Here is a 17335-nt window from a genome sequence, read left to right as displayed (position 1 = left end):
GGCTGAGCCGGCTGAGCGGCCGGGCGCCGCCTACAGGCCGCTGTAGGTGTGCAGGCCCTTGAAGAAGACGTTGACGACGCCGAAGTTGAACATGACGGCGGAGAACCCGATGACCGCCAGCCATGCCGACCGCGATCCGCGCCAGCCGCGGGTGGCCCGCGCGTGGATGTAGCCGGCGTAGAGCACCCAGATGATGAAGGTCCAGACCTCCTTGGTGTCCCAGCCCCAGTAGCGACCCCACGCGCGCTCGGCCCAGATGGCGCCGGCCATGAGCGTGAAGGTCCAGAAGATGAAGCCCACGATGTTGAGGCGGTACGCCATCGACTCGAGCGTGACGGAGTCGGGCAGGGTCGCGAGGAAGCGCATCTTCGCCGCCTTCGCATCGGCGGCGAGCGACTCGCGCCGGAACTGCAGCAGCTGCACGCCGGAGAGCGCGAAGGCGAGCGCGAAGAACCCGGTGCCGAGGGCGGCGACGAAGACGTGGATCACGAGCCAGTACGACTGCAGCGACGGCGGCAGCGGCGACACCTCGACGCGGTACTGCACGACGGCGACGCCCAGGAGGATGAGGATGAGCCCCGTGACGAACGTGCCGAGGAACCGCAGGTCGCGGCGCGTGAGCACGATGAGGTAGACGCTGAGGATGAGCAGCGTGCCCGTCATGGCGAACTCGTACATGTTCGCCCACGGGACCCGCGAGGCCGCGAGCCCGCGGAGCACGGTCGCGACGGCATGCGCCACGAAGCCGACGACGAGCAGCACCATGGCGACGTTGAGGCTGAGGGACCTGCCGGCGGCCACGGGCGCGTCCGGCCCGGAGGAGGCGGGCTCGCGCTCGAGGGTGGCGGTGCCGCCGCGACGGGCCGCGGTGGCGCCGACGGCGGAGGGCTGCCGCGCCGTGGCGGCGTCGGCGACGAGCGCGGAGCGGCGCGCGAGGTCGAGGGCGAACGCGATGAACGCGGCCGCGTAGAGTCCCATCGCGACGAGGAGCGCGATGAGGGAGACGTCGTCGAGCATGGCCGTGTTCACGAGGGGAGCCTAACTTCTGCATCTGACACCGTGCCCGGCGCGAGGCCGGCCACGTGCTTGTCCGCCAGCGCCGCGACCGCGGCCTCCAGCGTGGGGTCCTCGCCGCGGGCGAGCCCGGCGTACTCGAGGGTGGTGGATCCGTCCGCCTGCGGCACCGCCTTGACCCAGACGCGCCGACGCGGCACGAACAGGGACGTGAGCAGGCCGCCGAGGATCAGGATCGCGAACAGCAGCACCCAGCCCTGGGTCGGGTCGTGGTGCACGTCGAACGAGACGAAGCGCGGCACGGCGTCGAGGGTGACGGTGCCGAGCCCGTCGGGCAGGTCGACGGTCTGCCCGGGCGACATCCGCAGCGCCTGCACGCCCGTCCGCCCGCCCGTGAGCTGGGTCAGCTCGTTGACCTGGAGGTTGTAGACGGAGGTGGGCACTCCCGCGTTGATCCCGAGGTCGCCCGTGTAGACGTTCAGCGTCAGCACGGGATTGTCGAGATCCGGGTAGGAGGACCTGAAGGGCGTCTTCGAGTCGTCGAGCGTCGGGTAGAAGAACCCGATCATGCCGACCTGCTCGCGCAGCCCGTCCGGCACCTTGACGACGCCCTGGGACATGAGCTTCGCGTCCTGCGGGAGGAACGGCACGTCGGCGCTGTAGACGCTCTTGCCCTCCGGATCCCGCACCGTGACGTGCGGCGCGTACCCGTTGCCGAGCAGGTACATGTCGGTGCCGCCGATGGCGAGCGGGTCGTTCACCTTGACCTCGCGGTCCTGCGGCTGGCCTCCGGGCACGTCGGCGGTGACGTCGGCCGTGAAGTCGAGCGGCTGGCCGATGGCGTTCGGGTTCTCCTGCTCGTACTGCACGTGCAGCGCGTTCAGCTTCACGCGGTACGGGGTGAGCGCGGAGTCGTCGAAGAACCGGCCGGGGTTGAACGAGTCGAAGGTCGAGAGCGTGTTCACGAACGACTGGCCCTCGACGAGCACCTTCTGCCCGGAGTACCCGAAGCCGCCGCCGACGCCGACCGTGATGAGGATCCCCACGAGCGCCGAGTGGAACACGAGGTTGCCGGTCTCGCGCAGGTACCCGCGCTCGGCCGAGACGGAGAGCACGCCGCCGGAGGCCGACGCGTCGTCGACGAGCAGGGTGCGGTAGCGCTGCTTCGTGAGGAGCGCGCGGGCCTGGCGGATAGCCTCGACCGGATCCCCCGTGGTCGTCCGCGTCGTGTAGCCGGCCAGGCGGGACAGGCGCGCCGGCGTCTTCGGGGGCGCTTGGCGGAGCGCGTCGAAGTGGTGCTTGGCCCGCGGCACGACGCAGCCGATGAGGCTGATGAACAGCAGCAGGTAGATGGAGGAGAACCAGACCGAGCTGTAGGTGTCGAACACCTGCAACCAGTCGAGGACCGGGTAGAGGTCCGGGTTGTCCAAGCGGAACTGCGTGACGCCGTTGGGGTCGGAGCTGCGCTGCGGCACCAGGGATCCGGGGATGGCCGCGAACGCGAGCATGAGCAGCAGGAACAGCGCCGTGCGCATGCTCGTGAGCTGCCGCCAGGCCCAGCGGAGCGTGCCGAGGAAGCCGAGCTTCGGCTGCTCGATGGCCGCGCCAGCGGCGGAGGATGGGCGCGGGGCCCGCTGCGGAGAGTCGACGTGGTCAGATGGCCGGGACATACGTGGCGATCACCCCCTGGAGGCGGAGCATCCACGCCGACCAGAGGCCGGAGACCATGAGCACGCCGATGAGGACGAGCAGCGCTCCCCCGACGAGGTTCACGGTGCGGATGTGGCGGCGGAGGAACCCGACGGTGCGCGTCATCCAGCCGAGGCCGAGGGCCACGAGGAGGAATGGCACGCCGAGCCCGATGCAGTAGGCGACGCCGAGCAGCACGCCGCGGCCCGCATCGGCGGACGTGAGGCTCATCGAGATGACGACGGCGAGGGTCGGGCCGATGCAGGGCGCCCAGCCGATGCCGAACACGACGCCGAGCAGCGGTGCGCCCGCGAGCCCGGTGGCCGGCCGCCACGAGCTCTTCACCTGCCGCTGGAGGAAGCCGAGCCGCCCGGTGAAGACGAGCCCCATGACGATGAGGACGACGCCGAGGATCCGCGTGATGAGGTCCTGCCAGCGCATCAGCCAGAAGCCGGCGGTGGCCGAGACGAGCGTGGTGACGATGAAGACGGCGGAGAAGCCGAGCACGAACAGCGCCGTGCCGAGGAGCAGGCGGCGACGCGTCGCGGATCCGCCCTTGGCCTCGGCCATGCCGCCGATGTAGCCGAGGTAGCCGGGCACCAGCGGCAGCACGCAGGGGGAGGCGAACGAGACCAGGCCCGCGAGCAGCGCCAGCGGCACCGCGACGAGGAGCTGGCCCGAGAGGGCGCTCTGGATCTGATCCACCTAGCCCGCCGGCTCCGCGACCGTGTCGGAGACGAGCGTGCGGAGCACCCCGGGGTCGATCTTCCCGAGCACCCGCGAGGCGACGCGACCCTGGCGGTCGAGCACGATGGTGGCGGGCACGGCGTTCGGCGCGATGGTGCCGGCGAACGCGAGCTGCATGCTCGTGTCCTCGACGTCGAGGACGGACGGGTAGGTGATGCCGTAGGTGGAGTCGAACGACTCGACGTTCGGTGCCCGGTCGCGCGTGTTCACCCCGAGGAACTTCACGCCGTCGGGCGCGTGCTCCACGCTCGCGGCCTGCAGGTCCTTCGCCTCGAGGCGGCAGGGCGGGCACTCGGCGTACCAGAAGTTGACCACCGTGACGGATCCCCGGTACGCGTCGGACGACACCTCGGTGCCGTCGGCGAGGGTGCCGGAGAAGTCGACCGGGGCGGCGCGGTCGGACAGCGGCACCTCCGTGAACGTGCCGTCTCCCGCGATGTAGCGCTTGTTGTCGCCCGCGCGGAACTCGGCCGCGAGCGGATCCTGCGTGCAGCCGGTGAGCGCGACCGCGGCGAGAGCGGCGGACCCGACGGCGGCGAGGACGGTGCGGCGGCGGACGGGCATCAGACCGCGCCCTCGTCGACCGCGAGGTCGGACAGGCCGGCCGCCGCGTCGATGTAGCCGGTCTCGACGAACCGGTCGCCCACGCGCTCCACCGTGGTGATGCTCGACAGCGCGCAGCGGCGCTTGCGCGGGTCGTGGAAGAGGCGCTCGCCCGCGAGGGAGAGGTGCACCATCCAGATGGGCAGCTGGTGGCTGACGATGACGACGTCGCCGTCCGGCACCGAGCGGTGCGCGGCCTTGACGGCCTCCGCCATGCGGGCGGCGATGGAGCGGTACGACTCGCCCCAGCTCGGCTTCACCGGGTCGACGACGAGCGGCCAGAGGCGCGGGGAGCGCGCGATGCGGGCGGGCGAGGGGAAGCGCGATCCCTCGAAGCGGTTGGTGGGCTCGATGACGCGCTCGTCGGTCGCGACCTCCAGGGCGAAGCGCTCGCCCCAGGGTGCGGCGGACTCCTGCGCGCGCTGCAGCGGGGAGGCGATGACGCGGTTGACGGGTGCTCCGGCGTCCTCCAGGGCCTGCGCGGCCGCGTCGGCCATGCGGTGGCCGAGGTCGGAGAGGCCGTATCCCGGGATGCGTCCGTAGAGCACTCCGTCGGGGTTGTGCACCTCGCCGTGACGGACGAGATGGATTCGTGAGGCGACCACCTGTCAAGTGTAGGTGTCGCGCGGATGTACAACCGCCGAGCAGCGAGCGCAACCCCATGCGCGAATCATTCGTCCGCAATACGATTGGGCGCACCGGCGGGGGCCGGTGCTTCGCCTCCGACTCCGACCGGTTCTTACATGCGTATACGAATGATTGGGCCCCAAAGGAATCGCACGCTAAGTTAGGTGCTCGAGGTCGTGATCCGACCTCCCGGCGAGAGCCCCGTGGCACACGGGACCTCGCAGAGACCCCCGTCTAACGGACGCGGGCCCGCATGACGATGCCGTCCGGGACGGCGCGGAAGGAACGGGCACCATGACGATGACACCGACCAGGCCCACGGCCACCGACACCACCAGCACCGATTCCGCCCTCGATCCGATCGAGGCCGTCGGCCCCGTCGATCCGTACGCGGACTCCGACCTCCCCGAGCCCTCGCTCGTCACGCCCGGTGCCAGCACCGATGCCGTCAAGGACTACCTCCGCCAGATCGGCCGCGTGCCGCTCCTCACCGCCGAGCAGGAGGTGAGCGTCGCCCGCCGCATCGAGGTGGGCGTGCTGTCCCAGGAGGTGCTGGACACCCGCACCGACCTGACGCCCGCCGAGCGCCGCGAGTACCAGACGCTGGCCCAGGACGGCATGCGCGCCAAGCAGCACCTCGTGAACGCCAACCTGCGCCTCGTCGTCAGCATCGCCAAGCGCTACACCGGCCGCGGCCTGCCGTTCCTGGACCTCATCCAGGAGGGCAACATGGGCCTCGTCCGGGCGGTCGAGAAGTTCGACTACCAGGCCGGCTTCAAGTTCTCGACCTACGCGTCGTGGTGGATCAAGCAGTCCATCACCCGCGGCATGGCGGACACGAGCCGCACCATCCGGATCCCCGTGCACACCGTCGAGCACATCAACCGCATCAACGCGGTGCAGCGCGAGCTCGCGGTGGAGCTCGGCCGGGACCCCTCCATGGAGGAGATCGCGCGCGAGTCGGACACGCCGGTCACCAAGGTGCGCTACCTGCTCGACCGCGCGCAGGAGCCCATGTCGCTGCAGGTCCTCGTGGGCGGCAGCGGCGGCGACGGCGACACCGAGATGGCGGACCTCATCGAGGACGCCGACGTCACGCAGCCCATCGACGTGGTGACGCAGCAGCTCATGGCCGCGCACGTCACGCGCCTCATCGACGGGCTCGCCGAGCGCGACGCCGAGGTCGTGCGCATGCGCTTCGGCCTCGCGGGACTCGAGCCGCGCTCGCTCGCGTACGTGAGCCAGCAGCTCGGCGTGACGCGCGAGCGCGTGCGCCAGATCGAGAAGAAGTGCCTCGCGAAGCTCCGCATCCCGGAGCTGGAGACGTACATCCGCGGCTGATCCCGCCGCATCCCGAGGGCCGTCCGCGCTGCGTCGCGGGCGGCCCTCGCGCGTGCGCGGCGCATCGACGCCCGGGTCCGGGCCGGATCCGCATGCCCACGGGCGCCCGTGTTCCTGCGGATCCGCCGAGTACTACGCCCGCTAGTCGTTAGTGCGCATACAGTTGTTTCCCACCCCTCCGACGGCGCGCATCAACGCCGCGGACGACACGAAGCGAGCTCGACGACGAGCCGCGAAGAAGGAGGAGCCATGGCTCTCACGCAGGCCGCACCCGGCGTCACCGACGTCCCCCGCATCAGCTGGTCCCCCGTCGCCGCAGGGCTCTGGGTCGCCCGACGCGGCGACGAGTTCGCCGGCATGAGCGAGGAGCGGTGGGGCGCGGGCTTCCACGTCACCGACCGCCTCGGCCGCGACGTCGGCGACTTCCCCACCCTCGCCGAGGCGCGCGCCGCCCTGTCCTGACCGCCCTCCCGACCGCGCTGCCCCTCCGGCGGCCGGTCGGCACCGCGGGTCGCCGGGGATAGGGTCGAGCAGGTGCCTCCCTCCGGAAAGACCCCGCCCGCCTCCGCCGCCGACGACCGCGCGGACGGCTTCGTGCGTGTGCGGGGCGCGTCGGAGAACACGCTCCGGGACGTGGACGTGGACATCCCGCGCGACCGCATCGTCGCCTTCACGGGCGTCTCCGGATCCGGCAAGTCGTCGCTCGCGTTCGGCACCGTCTACGCCGAGGCCCAGCGGCGGTTCTTCGAGTCGGTCGCGCCGTACGCCCGTCGGCTGATCCGGCAGGAGCAGACGCCGCACGTCGAGAGCATCACCGGCCTGCCGCCCGCGGTCGCGCTCCAGCAGCGCCGCGGAGCGCCGAGCACGCGCTCGACCGTCGGCACCGTGACCACGCTGTCCAACTCGCTGCGGATGCTGATGTCGCGCGCGGGCGCCTACCCCGCCGGGCAGGGCCGGCTCGACTCCGACGCCTTCTCCCCCAACACCGCCGCGGGCGCCTGCCCCGTGTGCCACGGCCTCGGCGTCGCGCACACCGTGACCGAGGCATCGCTCGTGCCGGATCCGTCGCTGTCGATCCGCGACGGCGCGATCGCCGCGTGGCCGGGCGCCTGGCAGGGCAAGAACCTGCGCGACATCGCCATCGCGCTCGGCTACGACGTGGACGTGCCGTGGCGCGAGCTGCCGCAGGAGCGACGGGACTGGATCCTCTTCACCGAGGAGCAGCCCGTGGTGCAGATCACGCCGCAGCGCGACCGGGTGGCGAAGCCGTACAACGGGCGCTTCTGGAGCGCGCGCTCCTACGTGCTGCACACGCTGGCCGACTCGTCGAGCCCGCGTCTCCGCGAGGCGGCGCTCGCGCACATGGTGTCCGGCACGTGCGAGCGGTGCGGCGGGAGCGGGCTGACGCCCGAGGCGCTGGCCGTGACCTTCGCCGGCCGCAGCATCCAGGAGCTCAACGCGCTGACGCTCGCGGACCTCGCGACGGCCATCGCGCCGACGGACGGCATGGGCGACGTGGCCGTGACGATCACGACCGACCTCGTCGCGCGCCTCGCCGTGCTGGTGGACCTCGGGCTCGGCTACCTGAGCCTCGGCCGCGTCACGACGACGCTGTCGCCCGGTGAGATGCAGCGGCTCCGGCTCGCGACGCAGCTGCGGTCGGGGCTGTTCGGGGTCGTGTACGTGCTCGACGAGCCGTCCGCCGGGCTGCACCCCGCCGACGCCGAGCCGCTCCTCGAGGTGCTCGAGCAGCTGCGCGACTCCGGCAACTCGGTCTTCGTGGTCGAGCACGACATGGAGGTCGTGCGGCGGGCCGACTGGATCGTGGACGTGGGGCCGGGCGCGGGGCAGGCGGGCGGATCCGTCGTCTACAGCGGGCCGGTCGACGGGCTCCGCGAGGTGGAGGGATCGGCGACGCGGCCGCACCTCTTCCCCGACCTGGCGCCGGCGCGGGCGGAGCGCACGCCGCGGACGCCCACCGGGAGCATCCGGGCCACGGGCGTGACGCTGCACAACCTCGTCGACCTCGACGTGGAGATCCCGCTGGGCGTGATGGTCGCGGTGACGGGCGTCTCCGGATCCGGGAAGTCGACGCTCGTGAGCCGCGTGCTGCCGGACCTGCTGCGGGCCTCGCTCGCGCCCGACCGCGTGGTGGTCGAGCCGGGGGACGACGCGGACGGGGACGCGCCCGACGACGCGTCCGGACCCGCCCGCATCGCCCGGGTCGAGGGCGCCGAGGCGGTGGACCGGCTCGTCGCGGTCGACCAGCGCCCCATCGGCCGCACGCCGCGCTCGACCCTCGCCACCTACACGGGGCTCTTCGACGCGGTCCGGCGCACCTACGCGGCGACCGACGAGGCGCGGGCGCGCGGCTACGGCGCCGGGCGGTTCTCCTTCAACGTCGCGGGCGGGCGGTGCGAGACCTGCCAGGGCGAGGGATCCGTGACCGTCGAGCTGCTCTTCCTGCCCGGCTCCTACGGACCGTGCCCCACCTGCCACGGCGCCCGATACGAGCCCGGGACGCTCGAGATCGAGTACCGCGGGCGCTCGATCGCGGACGTGCTGGCGATGACGGTCGACGAGGCGCACGGGTTCCTCGCCGACGTGCCGCTCGCGGCGCGCGCCCTCGCGACCCTCCGCGACGTGGGCCTCGGCTACCTGCGGCTCGGCCAGCCCGCCACGGAGCTGTCGGGCGGAGAGGCGCAGCGGATCAAGCTGGCCACCGAGCTGCAGCGCGCGCCCCGCGGCCACACCCTCTACCTGCTCGACGAGCCGACGACGGGGCTGCATCCGGCGGACGTCGTGCTGCTCCTGCGCCAGCTGCAGGGACTCGTCGACGCGGGGAACACGGTCGTGGTGGTGGAGCACGAGATGGACGTGGTGGCGGACGCCGACCGGGTCATCGACCTCGGGCCGTCGGGCGGCGACCAGGGCGGACGCATCGTGGCGCAGGGCACCCCGCGCGAGGTCGCGGACACGGCCGGCAGCCGCACCGCCCCCTACCTCGCCCGCCGGCTCGACGCGTCCTGAGCGGCGGCCCCGCGTGCCATCGCGGCCCCCGGCCCGCGTCGGTAGTCTGACCTCCGGCGTCCGCGCCCGCGCGCGTCGACGCCCGACGGCATCCGCACCTCTTCCCTAGGAGCACCTCGTGACTGACTCGACCGGAACACCCTCCACGCCCGCGGGCTGGTACGCGGACCCCGCCGGATCCGACCGCCTGCGCTGGTGGGACGGCACGCGCTGGACCGACCACCTGACGGATGCGCCGGGCGCTGGTGCCGGTGCGGCGTCCGGCGCGTCGGACGGCCAGGCGGCGTCGCAGCCGTACGCGCAGCAGCCCTACGCCCAGCAGCCCTCCGCCCAGCAGACGTACGCGCAGCAGCCGTACGCGCAGGCCGCCTACGCGGCACCGACCCCGCCGCCGCAGGTGCCCGCGAGCACCTCGCCGTGGACCTGGGCCATCTGGGTGCTCGCGGCGCTGCCGGTGGTCTCGCTCGTGATCTCGCTCAGCGTGGACTACCGCAGCCTGCTGGACTCGAGCCCGCGCGGGATCAGCCCCGAGGCCGCCGTGACGTCCGCGCTCCTCAACTTCCTGCAGTTCCTCCTGTGGGGCGCGACGGTCGTCCTCGCGTTCTTCGACTGGCGGGACCTCACGCGCCGCGGCATCGTGAAGCCCTTCCACTGGGCGTGGGCGTTCATCCCCGTCAACGGCGGGGTGTACCTCATCGGCCGGTCGATCGTCGTGCGCCGCCGGATCGAGGGCGCGCCGTCCTCCGCGCTCACGCCGATCTGGGTCTGGATCGGGCTCAACGCGCTCGTGTCCATCATCGCGATCGCGAAGGGCGTCGGTGTCCTCCTGGACACGATGCAGCGGTACAGCCCCCGCGGCTACTGATCTGCGGGCACCCGCCCGCCGCACGCCCCGCGCCCCGGTCGGCGCGTCCGCTCACACGAGCCGGATGCGCTGGCCGGGGCGCAGCTGCGCGGCCAGCCGGACGTCGTCGCGGGCGACCACGCCGATCACCGGGTAGCCGCCCGTCATGGGGTGGTCGGCGAGGAACAGGATCGGCCGGCCCGATGGCGGCACCTGGAGCGCGCCCGTGACGACGCCCTCGCTGGGGAGCTCGCCGGGGATCCGCCGCTCGAGCGGTGCGCCGTCGAGCCGGACGCCCACGCGGTCGGCCTCCGCCGTGACCTCCCACGTCCCGTCGAGGAGGGCGTCCCAGGATCCGTCGACGAACCAGTCGAGGCGCGGGCCGGGCGAGACGCGGAGGACGACCTCGCCGTCGGCGGGCGCGGAGACCGGCAGCGAGTCGACGGGCGGGACGGGGCCGGCGACCGCGGATCCGACGGGCAGCGCGTCGCCGACCGCGACCGGCGCCGGACCCACGCGGGAGAGCAGGTCGGTGGCGCGGGATCCGAGGACGGGCGGGACGTCGATCCCGCCCCGGACGGCCAGGTACCAGCGGATGCCGCGCTCGGCGGCGCCCACCTCCAGCACGTCGCCCGCGTCGAGCAGCATCGCCCGGGCGTAGGGCGCGGGACGCGCCTCCCGGCCGACCGTGCGCGCGAGCGGGCCGACGGCGCCTGTCACGGCGACCCACACGGCCGCGGTCGCGCGCAGCACGGCGCCGCCGAGCACGATCTCGAGGCCCGCGGTGCCGGGCGCGTTGCCGACGAGGAGGTTGGCGTCGGCGAGGGCGCGCGGATCCAGCGCGCCGGAGGGCGAGACGCCGATGCCGCCGTGGCCGGGTCGTCCGGCGTCCTGCACGAGCATCAGCGGGCCGGTGCGCTCGACGACGAGCGCGGGCGCGGCGGCGGTCGTCGCGCGACGGCCGCGGCGCCCGGGGGCCGGCCCGACGGTCCCGGGCGCGCTCACGCCCCGACCTCGCGGAAGCGCACGGCGGATCCGGGCTGGAGGAGCGCCGCCGGCTCGCGCTCCGGATCCCACAGCACCGCGGTCGTGGTGCCGATGAGCTGCCAGCCGCCCGGGGAGGCGCGCGGGTAGATCCCGCTGAACTCGCCCGCGAGCGCGACGGCGCCCGCGGGGACGCGCGGCCGCGGCGACGCGCGGCGCGGCACCACGAGTCCGGGGACGCCGGCGAGGTACCCGAAGCCCGGCGCGAACCCGCCGAACGCGACCGTCCAGGTGCCGGAGGTGTGACGCCGGACGACCTCGCGCGCGTCGATGCCGAGGAGCGCGGCGACGTCGGCCAGGTCCTCGCCGTCGTAGACCACGTCGATCTCGACGGGCTCGCCCCCGCGCGCCCCTGCCTCGTCGGCGGGCGTCGCGGCGAGGGCCCAGGCGCGGGCGGCAGCCACCGGGAGCACGTGCGGATCCACCGTGACGAGGATGCTGCGTGCGCCCGGCACGACGTCGACCACGCCCGCCGGCCTCGTGGCGTCGAGCACGGGCTGGAGCCGGAGGACCTCGTCGAGGGAGTCGAGGTCGAGCATGACGGCGGCGTCGCCGCACGGCAGGAGGCGGAGGGTCACAGCGCGCGCCGGTCGCGGGCGGGGAGGGCGCGGTCGGCGGCGTCGGGCACGGGGCGGATCTCCACGCCCGCCTCCTCGAGGGCCGCGCGCACCGCCCTGGCGAGGCCCACGGCGCCGGGGGTGTCGCTGTGCAGGCAGATCGAGTCGGGGTCGAGCCGCACGACGGATCCGTCGACCGCCACGACCGTGCCCTCCGTCGCCATGCGCACCGAGCGGGCCGCGACCTCGGCCGGATCGTGGACCACCGCGCCCTCCTGCCGCCGCGACACGAGCGCGCCCGCGGGCGTGTAGGCGCGGTCGGCGAAGGCCTCGACGCGCGTCGGCAGCCCGGCGGTGGCGGCGAGCCGGAGGATCTCGGAGCCGGGGAGCCCGAGCACGGGGAGCGTCGGATCCAGCGCCACGACCGCGTCCACGACGGCCTGGGCCTGCACGGGATCGTGCGCGATGCGGTTGTACAGGGCGCCGTGCGGCTTGATGTAGCTGACGCGCGCGCCGACCGTGCGGGCCATGCCGCTGATCGCCGCGAGCTGGTAGAGCACGTCGCCCGTGAGCTCGGCGGGCGAGGCGTCGAGGTCGCGGCGGCCGAACCCGGCGAGGTCGCGGTAGGCGACGTGCGCGCCGACCGCGACGCCGTCCCGCGCCGCCCGTTCGAGCGCGTGCAGCATCACGAGCGGATCCCCCGCGTGGAACCCGCAGGCGACGTTCGCGCTCGAGACGATGGCGAGCATCGCGTCGTCGTCGCCCAGGGTCCAGCGGCCGAACGACTCCGCGAGGTCGCTGTTGAGGTCGATCCGCATGGCGTTCCCCCTGCACCCGGTGCGACGGCCGCGGGCCGCGGCGCCGTCCCCACCAGGCTAGGCGTCCCGTGGGGCGACCGGCCGGACAGCGGCGCGGATAGACTCGATGACCGTGACCTCACGCACCCTCATCAAGAACCTGGCCGCCCTCGACGACGGGGACGTGGCCGTCTCCGGATGGGTCGAGACCGTCCGTGACCAGAAGAAGATCCAGTTCGTGATCCTCCGCGACGAGTCCGGCGCGGTGCAGCTCACGTACAAGCGCCAGGGCGACGAGGACCAGACCGCCGACACCATCTCCGGCCTCGCCGCCGGCACGTTCCTCACCGCCACCGGCACGCTCAAGCACGACGAGCGCGTGAAGCTCGGCGGCCTGGAGATCGGCCTGTCCGGCATCGAGGTCGCGGGCGCGGCCATCCCCGAGACCCCCATCGCGGCCGACTCCTCCATCGACAAGCGCCTCGACTGGCGCTTCATCGACCTCCGCGCGCCCCGCAACTCGCTGATCTTCCGCGTGCAGACCACGCTCGTGCACGCGCTCCGCACCTACTGGGTGGAGCACGACTTCATCGAGGTCTTCTCCCCCAAGCTCATGGCCACGCCCTCCGAGTCGAACGCCGAGCTGTTCAAGGTCGACTACTTCGACGGCGTCGCGTACCTCGCGCAGAGCCCGCAGTTCTTCAAGCAGATGGCGCAGTCCGCGGGCTTCGGCAAGATGTTCGAGGTCGGCCCGGCGTTCCGCGCCGACCCGTCCTTCACCTCGCGCCACGCGACCGAGTTCACCTCGGTGGACGCGGAGATCAGCTGGGTCGAGAGCCACGAGGACGTCGCCCGCCTCCAGGAGGAGCTCATCGTCGCCGCGCTCACCGCGGTGAAGGAGAAGCACGGCGACGAGATCCGCGAGCTGTTCGACGTGGAGGTGACCGTGCCGAGCATCCCGTTCCCGCGGATCCCGCTGCTCGAGGCCAAGGACATCGTCGCGAAGCGCGGCCACGTGATCGACCGCGCCGACGACGACCTCGACCCCGAGGGCGAGCGCCAGATCGCGGCGCACGTGTTGGAGGAGTTCGGCCACGAGTTCGTGTTCCTCACCGACTACCCGTCGACGATCCGGCCGTTCTACCACATGCGGAACGCCGAGGACCCGTCGATCACGAACAGCTACGACCTCATCTGGAACGGCGTCGAGATCACCACGGGCGCCCAGCGCGAGCACCGCGTCGAGGTGCTCGAGGCGCAGGCCCGCGAGAAGGGCCTCGACCCCGAGGAGCTCGGCTCCTACCTCGACTTCTTCCGCTACGGCGTGCCCCCGCACGGCGGGTTCGGCATGGGCCTCAACCGCGTGCTGATGCTGCTGCTGCACCAGTCGAACCTGCGCGAGGTCACGTACCTGTTCCGCGGCCCGAACCGGCTCGCGCCGTAGGCACCCGCTCCACCGGACGGCCCGATCCCCTCGCGGGGTCGGGCCGTTCCGCGTCTCCCGGACCCCGCGCGACCCGCGCGCTCCCGGATGCGCATCGCGCGGGGGAGCCGCCGGGCCATGGTCGCCACCAGGGCCGAGTACCGGGCGGCGGGGCCGCTCGCGCGACGGGCCTCGACGCGGTCGGCGCGGCGTTCGAGGAGATCGAGGCCCGTCGCGTCCTCCGCCTGGCCATCTGACCGGTCGGCAGCCGGCCCAGCGCACGCGACCGGCAGGATGGAGCCGTGCCCGACCACCTCGCCCTCCCGCCCGCCGTGTTCCTCGACGGCACCTACGGCGTCGGCAAGAGCGCCGTGCTCGAGCACCTCGGCGACCTCCTCGCAGCGGACGGGACGCCGTTCGCGCTCATGGACGTCGACTGGTTCCACCGGTCGTGGCCGACGGCGGCGGGGGATCCGGAGAACGTGGTGATCGAGGCGCAGGCCATGGCCGCCACCTGGGCCGAGTACCGGGCGGCGGGGCCGCGGCAGCTGGTGGTCAGCGGCGTGATCGCCGAGCGCGCCGACCTCGACAGGTACCGCGCGGCGCTCGGGATCGATGTGCGGTGCGTGCGCCTCACGGCGTCCGACGCGGTCGTCGAGGCGCGGTTGCGGTCCCGGTACGACGCGGATCGCGTGGCGGCGCGCGAGTGGCACCTGGCGCGGTTCCGCGACCTCGCCGCGCGCCAGGAGCGGGCGGACCTCGCCGAGGCGGTCATCGCGACGGACGGCGTCTCGCCGCGCGACGTCGCCCGCGCGGTGCGTGCCGCGCTCGGGTTCTGACGCCCGCCGCCGGCCGCCCGGCGTCGGCCGCCCGGCGTCGTCCTCCCGGCGTCGTCCTCCCGGCGTCGTCCTCGTCGGATCGGGCGCCCGCTCGTCGGCGCGCCCGCGGTCCCCGCCCGCACGGCTTTCCTCACGTGCCGTAATGTGCAGCACATCACCACGATCCGGGAGGGCCAGCAGTGGGTCAGCTCATCTACGACACGTCGACGCGCACGACGATCGACGACCGCGCGCTCGCCCACCTCCAGATCGTGATGCTCAACAAGCTCCGCCGGAAGGAGAGCTTCGCTTTCTCGTGGAAGTACCCGGCCGCCGAGGGCGACGGGCGGAGCACCGTCTGGATCGCCCCCGAGCTCCCCCTGCACTTCCGCTTCTCCGGCAGCCGGCCCCCGGCGATCAACCCGGCCTGGGTCGACGTGCTCATGGACAGCGCCAACACCGCGGCCGGCCTGCACCTGGTGCCCGAGCCGCCGCAGCGCGAGGCCGTCCCGCGCGTCGTGCACGAGCTCGGCGTGGACTGACGCCGGCCTCGCGCGCGTCCGGCGGCGGCACCGGCACCGGCACCGGCACCGGCACCGGGGCGCGTCCGGCCTAGTCGCGCGCCGTCGCGATCCGGCGGCGGGCGCGGTAGGCGATCCCGGCCGCGATCGGCAGCGCCACCGCCGCGCCGAGCGGACCCACGGACGCCGTGGCCGCGACGACCGCCAGCGTGGATCCACCCGCGAGCAGGAGCGCGTCCGCCTGCCACGCCGCGACCACGAGCGCCGAGGCGTCGCCGGCCGGGGTGGCCACGGGCGCCATCACCTCGAGCGGCAGCGGCCCCTTCGCGGCGTCGAAGGCGCGCACCGCCACGAGCAGCAACGCGACCCCGGGCGCGGCGGGGAGCCCGGCCGGATCCGCGCCCTGCGCCACCGCGACGCCCGCGCCCGCCAGCGCGCCCACGACCCCGGCCGCGGCGGGCAGGATCGCGTGCAGCGCGAGCAGCCGGCCCGTGGGGATCCCGTACAGCGGTGGCGCGGACGACACGTCGACCACGTGCCGGAAGCCGTCGGCCCACACGCCGAGCGCGAGGAAGCCGACGAGCGCCGCCGCGACGCCCGGGCCCCAGCGCCCGACCCCGTCGCCGCCGACGGCCGCGGCGACCAGCCCGCCGGAGGTCGCGATCCCGATGGCGGCCGCGGCGACGCGGACCGGCGTGCGGAGGGATCCGACGACGTCGCGCCGGAGGATCAGCGCGGGCAGCGAGCGCCCGCCCACCGCGGCGAGCCCGCGCCCGACCCGCGGCACGGGCCGGAAGCCGCCGGCGGCCATCGCCAGGTCGCCCGTGGTGGCGAGCGTCGTCGCCGCCTCCCACCGTCGGGCCTGCGCGACGAGGTCGGGTCCGCGCAACCCGCGGAGCAGCAGCGGGGCCGCCGCGACCGCGACGACGGCGAGCGCGACCAGGATGCCGAGCGCCGCGACCGATCCCGCCGGCAGCCCCGCGGATCCGGTCGCCGGCCCCGCGGATCCCGCGACCGGCCCGGGGAAGAGCGCCGCGAGCGCGCCCCACGGCGGCACGGGCGCGTGCGCCAGGAGGCCGAGCCCCGTGGATCCGAGCAGCACCGCGCCGACCGCGGCTCGCGCCCCGGGGCCCAGCCGTTGGCCGAGGAGCCAGCATCCCGCGACCGCGACGCCCGCGAGCGCCCCGCCCGCGGCGAAGGCGACGACCGGGACCGGATCCGCGTCGCCCGCGATGAGCAGCGCGATCGCCGGCAGCACCGCGACGAGCGCGCCGAGCGCCGCCCAGCCGACGAACGCCTGCGCGGTGGGCCGCCGCAGCACGACCGCCCGCGGGAGCGCGCTGCCGCCGAGGGCCGAGGCGAGGAAGGGCGACAGCAGCGCGGGACCGCGCGCGCCGCCGGCCGCGAGGAGGGCCGTGGCGGCGATCCCCCACGCCGCGGCGGTCGCGGTCGGGCCGTGCGCGCGGAGAGCGGCGGCGGCCGCCGGCTCCGCGAGCTCCAGCACGACCGCCCGCAGCAGAGGGAAGCCGACGATGAGCACCACGAGCGCGCCCGCGTACACGGCGTACGCGACGTCCATGGCGGAGGCGCCGCCGCGCTCGTCCCGGATCCCGCGGACGACGCGGAGCGCGCGATTCGGCCTCACGCCGCGTCGCCGAGGAGCGCGACGCTCCGGCGGGCCACCGCGTCCCGCAGCACCGGGCTGTGCGTCGCGAGCACGAGCGTGCGCCCGGCCTCGAGCTCCTGGCGGAGGATCCCGATCACCAGCTGGAGCCGGTCGGGATCCAGCCGCTGCTCGGGCTCGTCGAGGAGCAGCACGTCGTAGGGCCGCACGGTCGCCATGGCGAGGGCGGCGAGCTGCGACTGCCCGGAGGACAGCTCGTGCGGGAAGCGGCGGGCGAGCGGCGCCAGGTGCCAGCGCTCGAGGTGGTCGGCGGCCCGGGCGCGCGCCTCCTCGGCGTCCATGCCCCACGAGGCGGCGATCACGGCGAGGTGCTCGGCGAGCGTGAGGTCGCGCGCGACGGGCGGATGGCCGACGGCCCCGGACACGGCCCGCCGGAACTCCGCGCGCCGCTCGTCGACGGGCCGGCCGGCGACGCGGACGGATCCCGTGCTCGGCCGCGTCAGCCCCGCCAGCACCCGCAGCAGCGTCGTCTTGCCCGCGCCGTTCGGTCCGGTGACGGCGACGGCCTCGCTCGCGGAGGCGGTCAGGTCGGTCGGCCGGAGCAGCGGGATCCCGTCGACGACCACCGACACCCGCTCGACCTCGACCGCTCCCGC

At 74.2% G+C, this 17335-nt stretch carries 16 protein-coding genes and 1 pseudogene; 7 read left to right on the top strand and 10 right to left on the bottom strand.

Going from position 1 to position 17335, the window contains the following annotated elements:
* Window positions 1-30: 30 nt before the first annotated feature.
* From ccsB to ACU4ZT_RS02725, 5 genes are read right to left on the bottom strand one after another with little or no spacing between them, the layout of a single operon-like run.
* Window positions 31-1029, bottom strand: a complete 999-nt coding sequence (gene ccsB, locus ACU4ZT_RS02745) for a c-type cytochrome biogenesis protein CcsB (protein ID WP_414748419.1) — start codon at window positions 1027-1029, stop codon at window positions 31-33.
* Window positions 1026-2684 (bottom strand): cytochrome c biogenesis protein ResB, encoded by a 1659-nt coding sequence (resB, locus tag ACU4ZT_RS02740; protein ID WP_270980245.1) that lies wholly within the window; start codon window positions 2682-2684, stop codon window positions 1026-1028. The genes ccsB and resB overlap by 4 nt, the downstream gene beginning before the upstream one ends.
* Entirely contained in the window at window positions 2668-3408 is a 741-nt protein-coding gene (locus ACU4ZT_RS02735) for a cytochrome c biogenesis CcdA family protein (RefSeq protein WP_270980246.1), read from the bottom strand. Before ACU4ZT_RS02735 ends, resB begins: the two co-directional genes overlap by 17 nt.
* On the bottom strand, window positions 3409-4014 hold the full coding sequence (locus ACU4ZT_RS02730; RefSeq protein ID WP_063072426.1) for a TlpA family protein disulfide reductase: 606 nt from the start codon (window positions 4012-4014) through the stop codon (window positions 3409-3411).
* On the bottom strand, window positions 4014-4658 hold the full coding sequence (locus tag ACU4ZT_RS02725; protein WP_270980249.1) for a histidine phosphatase family protein: 645 nt from the start codon (window positions 4656-4658) through the stop codon (window positions 4014-4016). Before ACU4ZT_RS02725 ends, ACU4ZT_RS02730 begins: the two co-directional genes overlap by 1 nt.
* Window positions 4659-4974: 316 nt before the next feature.
* On the opposite strand from ACU4ZT_RS02725, the gene ACU4ZT_RS02720 reads away from it, so the two are divergent.
* The 4 genes from ACU4ZT_RS02720 to ACU4ZT_RS02705 all read left to right on the top strand — a co-directional run bounded on the left by ACU4ZT_RS02720 (window position 4975) and on the right by ACU4ZT_RS02705 (window position 9916).
* Window positions 4975-6021: a sigma-70 family RNA polymerase sigma factor gene (locus ACU4ZT_RS02720; RefSeq protein ID WP_063072428.1), complete on the top strand. Its 1047-nt coding sequence runs from the start codon at window positions 4975-4977 to the stop codon at window positions 6019-6021.
* A 249-nt stretch (window positions 6022-6270) separates the two neighbouring features.
* Window positions 6271-6483 (top strand): hypothetical protein, encoded by a 213-nt coding sequence (locus ACU4ZT_RS02715; RefSeq protein ID WP_063072429.1) that lies wholly within the window; start codon window positions 6271-6273, stop codon window positions 6481-6483.
* A 72-nt stretch (window positions 6484-6555) separates the two neighbouring features.
* A complete protein-coding gene (locus tag ACU4ZT_RS02710) occupies window positions 6556-9051 on the top strand; it encodes an excinuclease ABC subunit UvrA (RefSeq protein WP_270980252.1) in 2496 nt (831 codons plus the stop codon).
* A gap of 118 nt (window positions 9052-9169) precedes the next feature.
* Complete coding sequence (locus tag ACU4ZT_RS02705) at window positions 9170-9916, top strand: DUF2510 domain-containing protein (RefSeq protein WP_445337815.1); 747 nt, start codon at window positions 9170-9172, stop codon at window positions 9914-9916.
* A gap of 51 nt (window positions 9917-9967) precedes the next feature.
* Here ACU4ZT_RS02705 and ACU4ZT_RS02700 read toward each other — a convergent pair whose 3' ends face one another.
* The 3 genes from ACU4ZT_RS02700 to ACU4ZT_RS02690 are packed head-to-tail and all read right to left on the bottom strand — an operon-like array spanning window position 9968 to window position 12314.
* Window positions 9968-10900, bottom strand: coding sequence for a 5-oxoprolinase subunit C family protein (locus tag ACU4ZT_RS02700; protein ID WP_445337814.1), 933 nt, complete (start codon window positions 10898-10900; stop codon window positions 9968-9970).
* Window positions 10897-11517: a 5-oxoprolinase subunit B family protein gene (locus ACU4ZT_RS02695; protein ID WP_414748424.1), complete on the bottom strand. Its 621-nt coding sequence runs from the start codon at window positions 11515-11517 to the stop codon at window positions 10897-10899. Before ACU4ZT_RS02695 ends, ACU4ZT_RS02700 begins: the two co-directional genes overlap by 4 nt.
* Window positions 11514-12314, bottom strand: a complete 801-nt coding sequence (locus tag ACU4ZT_RS02690) for a LamB/YcsF family protein (protein WP_445337813.1) — start codon at window positions 12312-12314, stop codon at window positions 11514-11516. Before ACU4ZT_RS02690 ends, ACU4ZT_RS02695 begins: the two co-directional genes overlap by 4 nt.
* Window positions 12315-12420: 106 nt before the next feature.
* Between ACU4ZT_RS02690 and aspS the strand changes: the two genes are divergently transcribed.
* From aspS to ACU4ZT_RS02675, 3 genes are all read left to right on the top strand, one after another.
* Window positions 12421-13737 carry an aspartate--tRNA(Asn) ligase gene (gene aspS / locus ACU4ZT_RS02685; protein ID WP_270980259.1) on the top strand — a complete coding sequence of 439 codons (1317 nt, stop codon included), beginning with the start codon at window positions 12421-12423 and terminating at the stop codon, window positions 13735-13737.
* Between the two features lie 281 nt (window positions 13738-14018).
* On the top strand, window positions 14019-14555 hold the full coding sequence (locus ACU4ZT_RS02680) for an AAA family ATPase (RefSeq protein WP_063072434.1): 537 nt from the start codon (window positions 14019-14021) through the stop codon (window positions 14553-14555).
* A 179-nt stretch (window positions 14556-14734) separates the two neighbouring features.
* Window positions 14735-15076, top strand: coding sequence for a DUF7882 family protein (locus ACU4ZT_RS02675; RefSeq protein WP_063072435.1), 342 nt, complete (start codon window positions 14735-14737; stop codon window positions 15074-15076).
* A gap of 70 nt (window positions 15077-15146) precedes the next feature.
* Here ACU4ZT_RS02675 and ACU4ZT_RS02670 read toward each other — a convergent pair whose 3' ends face one another.
* Both ACU4ZT_RS02670 and ACU4ZT_RS02665 read right to left on the bottom strand, forming a co-directional pair.
* Window positions 15147-16700 (bottom strand): hypothetical protein, encoded by a 1554-nt coding sequence (locus tag ACU4ZT_RS02670; protein WP_445337812.1) that lies wholly within the window; start codon window positions 16698-16700, stop codon window positions 15147-15149.
* Window positions 16697-17266: pseudogene (locus ACU4ZT_RS02665) on the bottom strand (ABC transporter ATP-binding protein); the annotation flags it as partial. The pseudogene ACU4ZT_RS02665 and the gene ACU4ZT_RS02670, both read right to left, overlap by 4 nt.
* Window positions 17267-17335: the final 69 nt, after the last annotated feature.

Source organism: Clavibacter davisi, assembly GCF_052751415.1.
This window is presented reverse-complemented; position numbering and strand designations above follow the sequence as displayed.

Bases quoted from the DNA above. Each gene is read 5' to 3' on its own strand.
- ACU4ZT_RS02720 (WP_063072428.1), top strand. From the start codon at position 4,975: ATGACGATGACACCGACCAGGCCCACGGCCACCGACACCACCAGCACC.
- aspS (WP_270980259.1), top strand. From the start codon at position 12,421: ATGACCGTGACCTCACGCACCCTCATCAAGAACCTGGCCGCCCTCGAC.
- ACU4ZT_RS02715 (WP_063072429.1), top strand. From the start codon at position 6,271: ATGGCTCTCACGCAGGCCGCACCCGGCGTCACCGACGTCCCCCGCATC.
- resB (WP_270980245.1), bottom strand. From the start codon at position 2,684: ATGTCCCGGCCATCTGACCACGTCGACTCTCCGCAGCGGGCCCCGCGC.
- ACU4ZT_RS02730 (WP_063072426.1), bottom strand. From the start codon at position 4,014: ATGCCCGTCCGCCGCCGCACCGTCCTCGCCGCCGTCGGGTCCGCCGCT.
- ACU4ZT_RS02690 (WP_445337813.1), bottom strand. From the start codon at position 12,314: ATGCGGATCGACCTCAACAGCGACCTCGCGGAGTCGTTCGGCCGCTGG.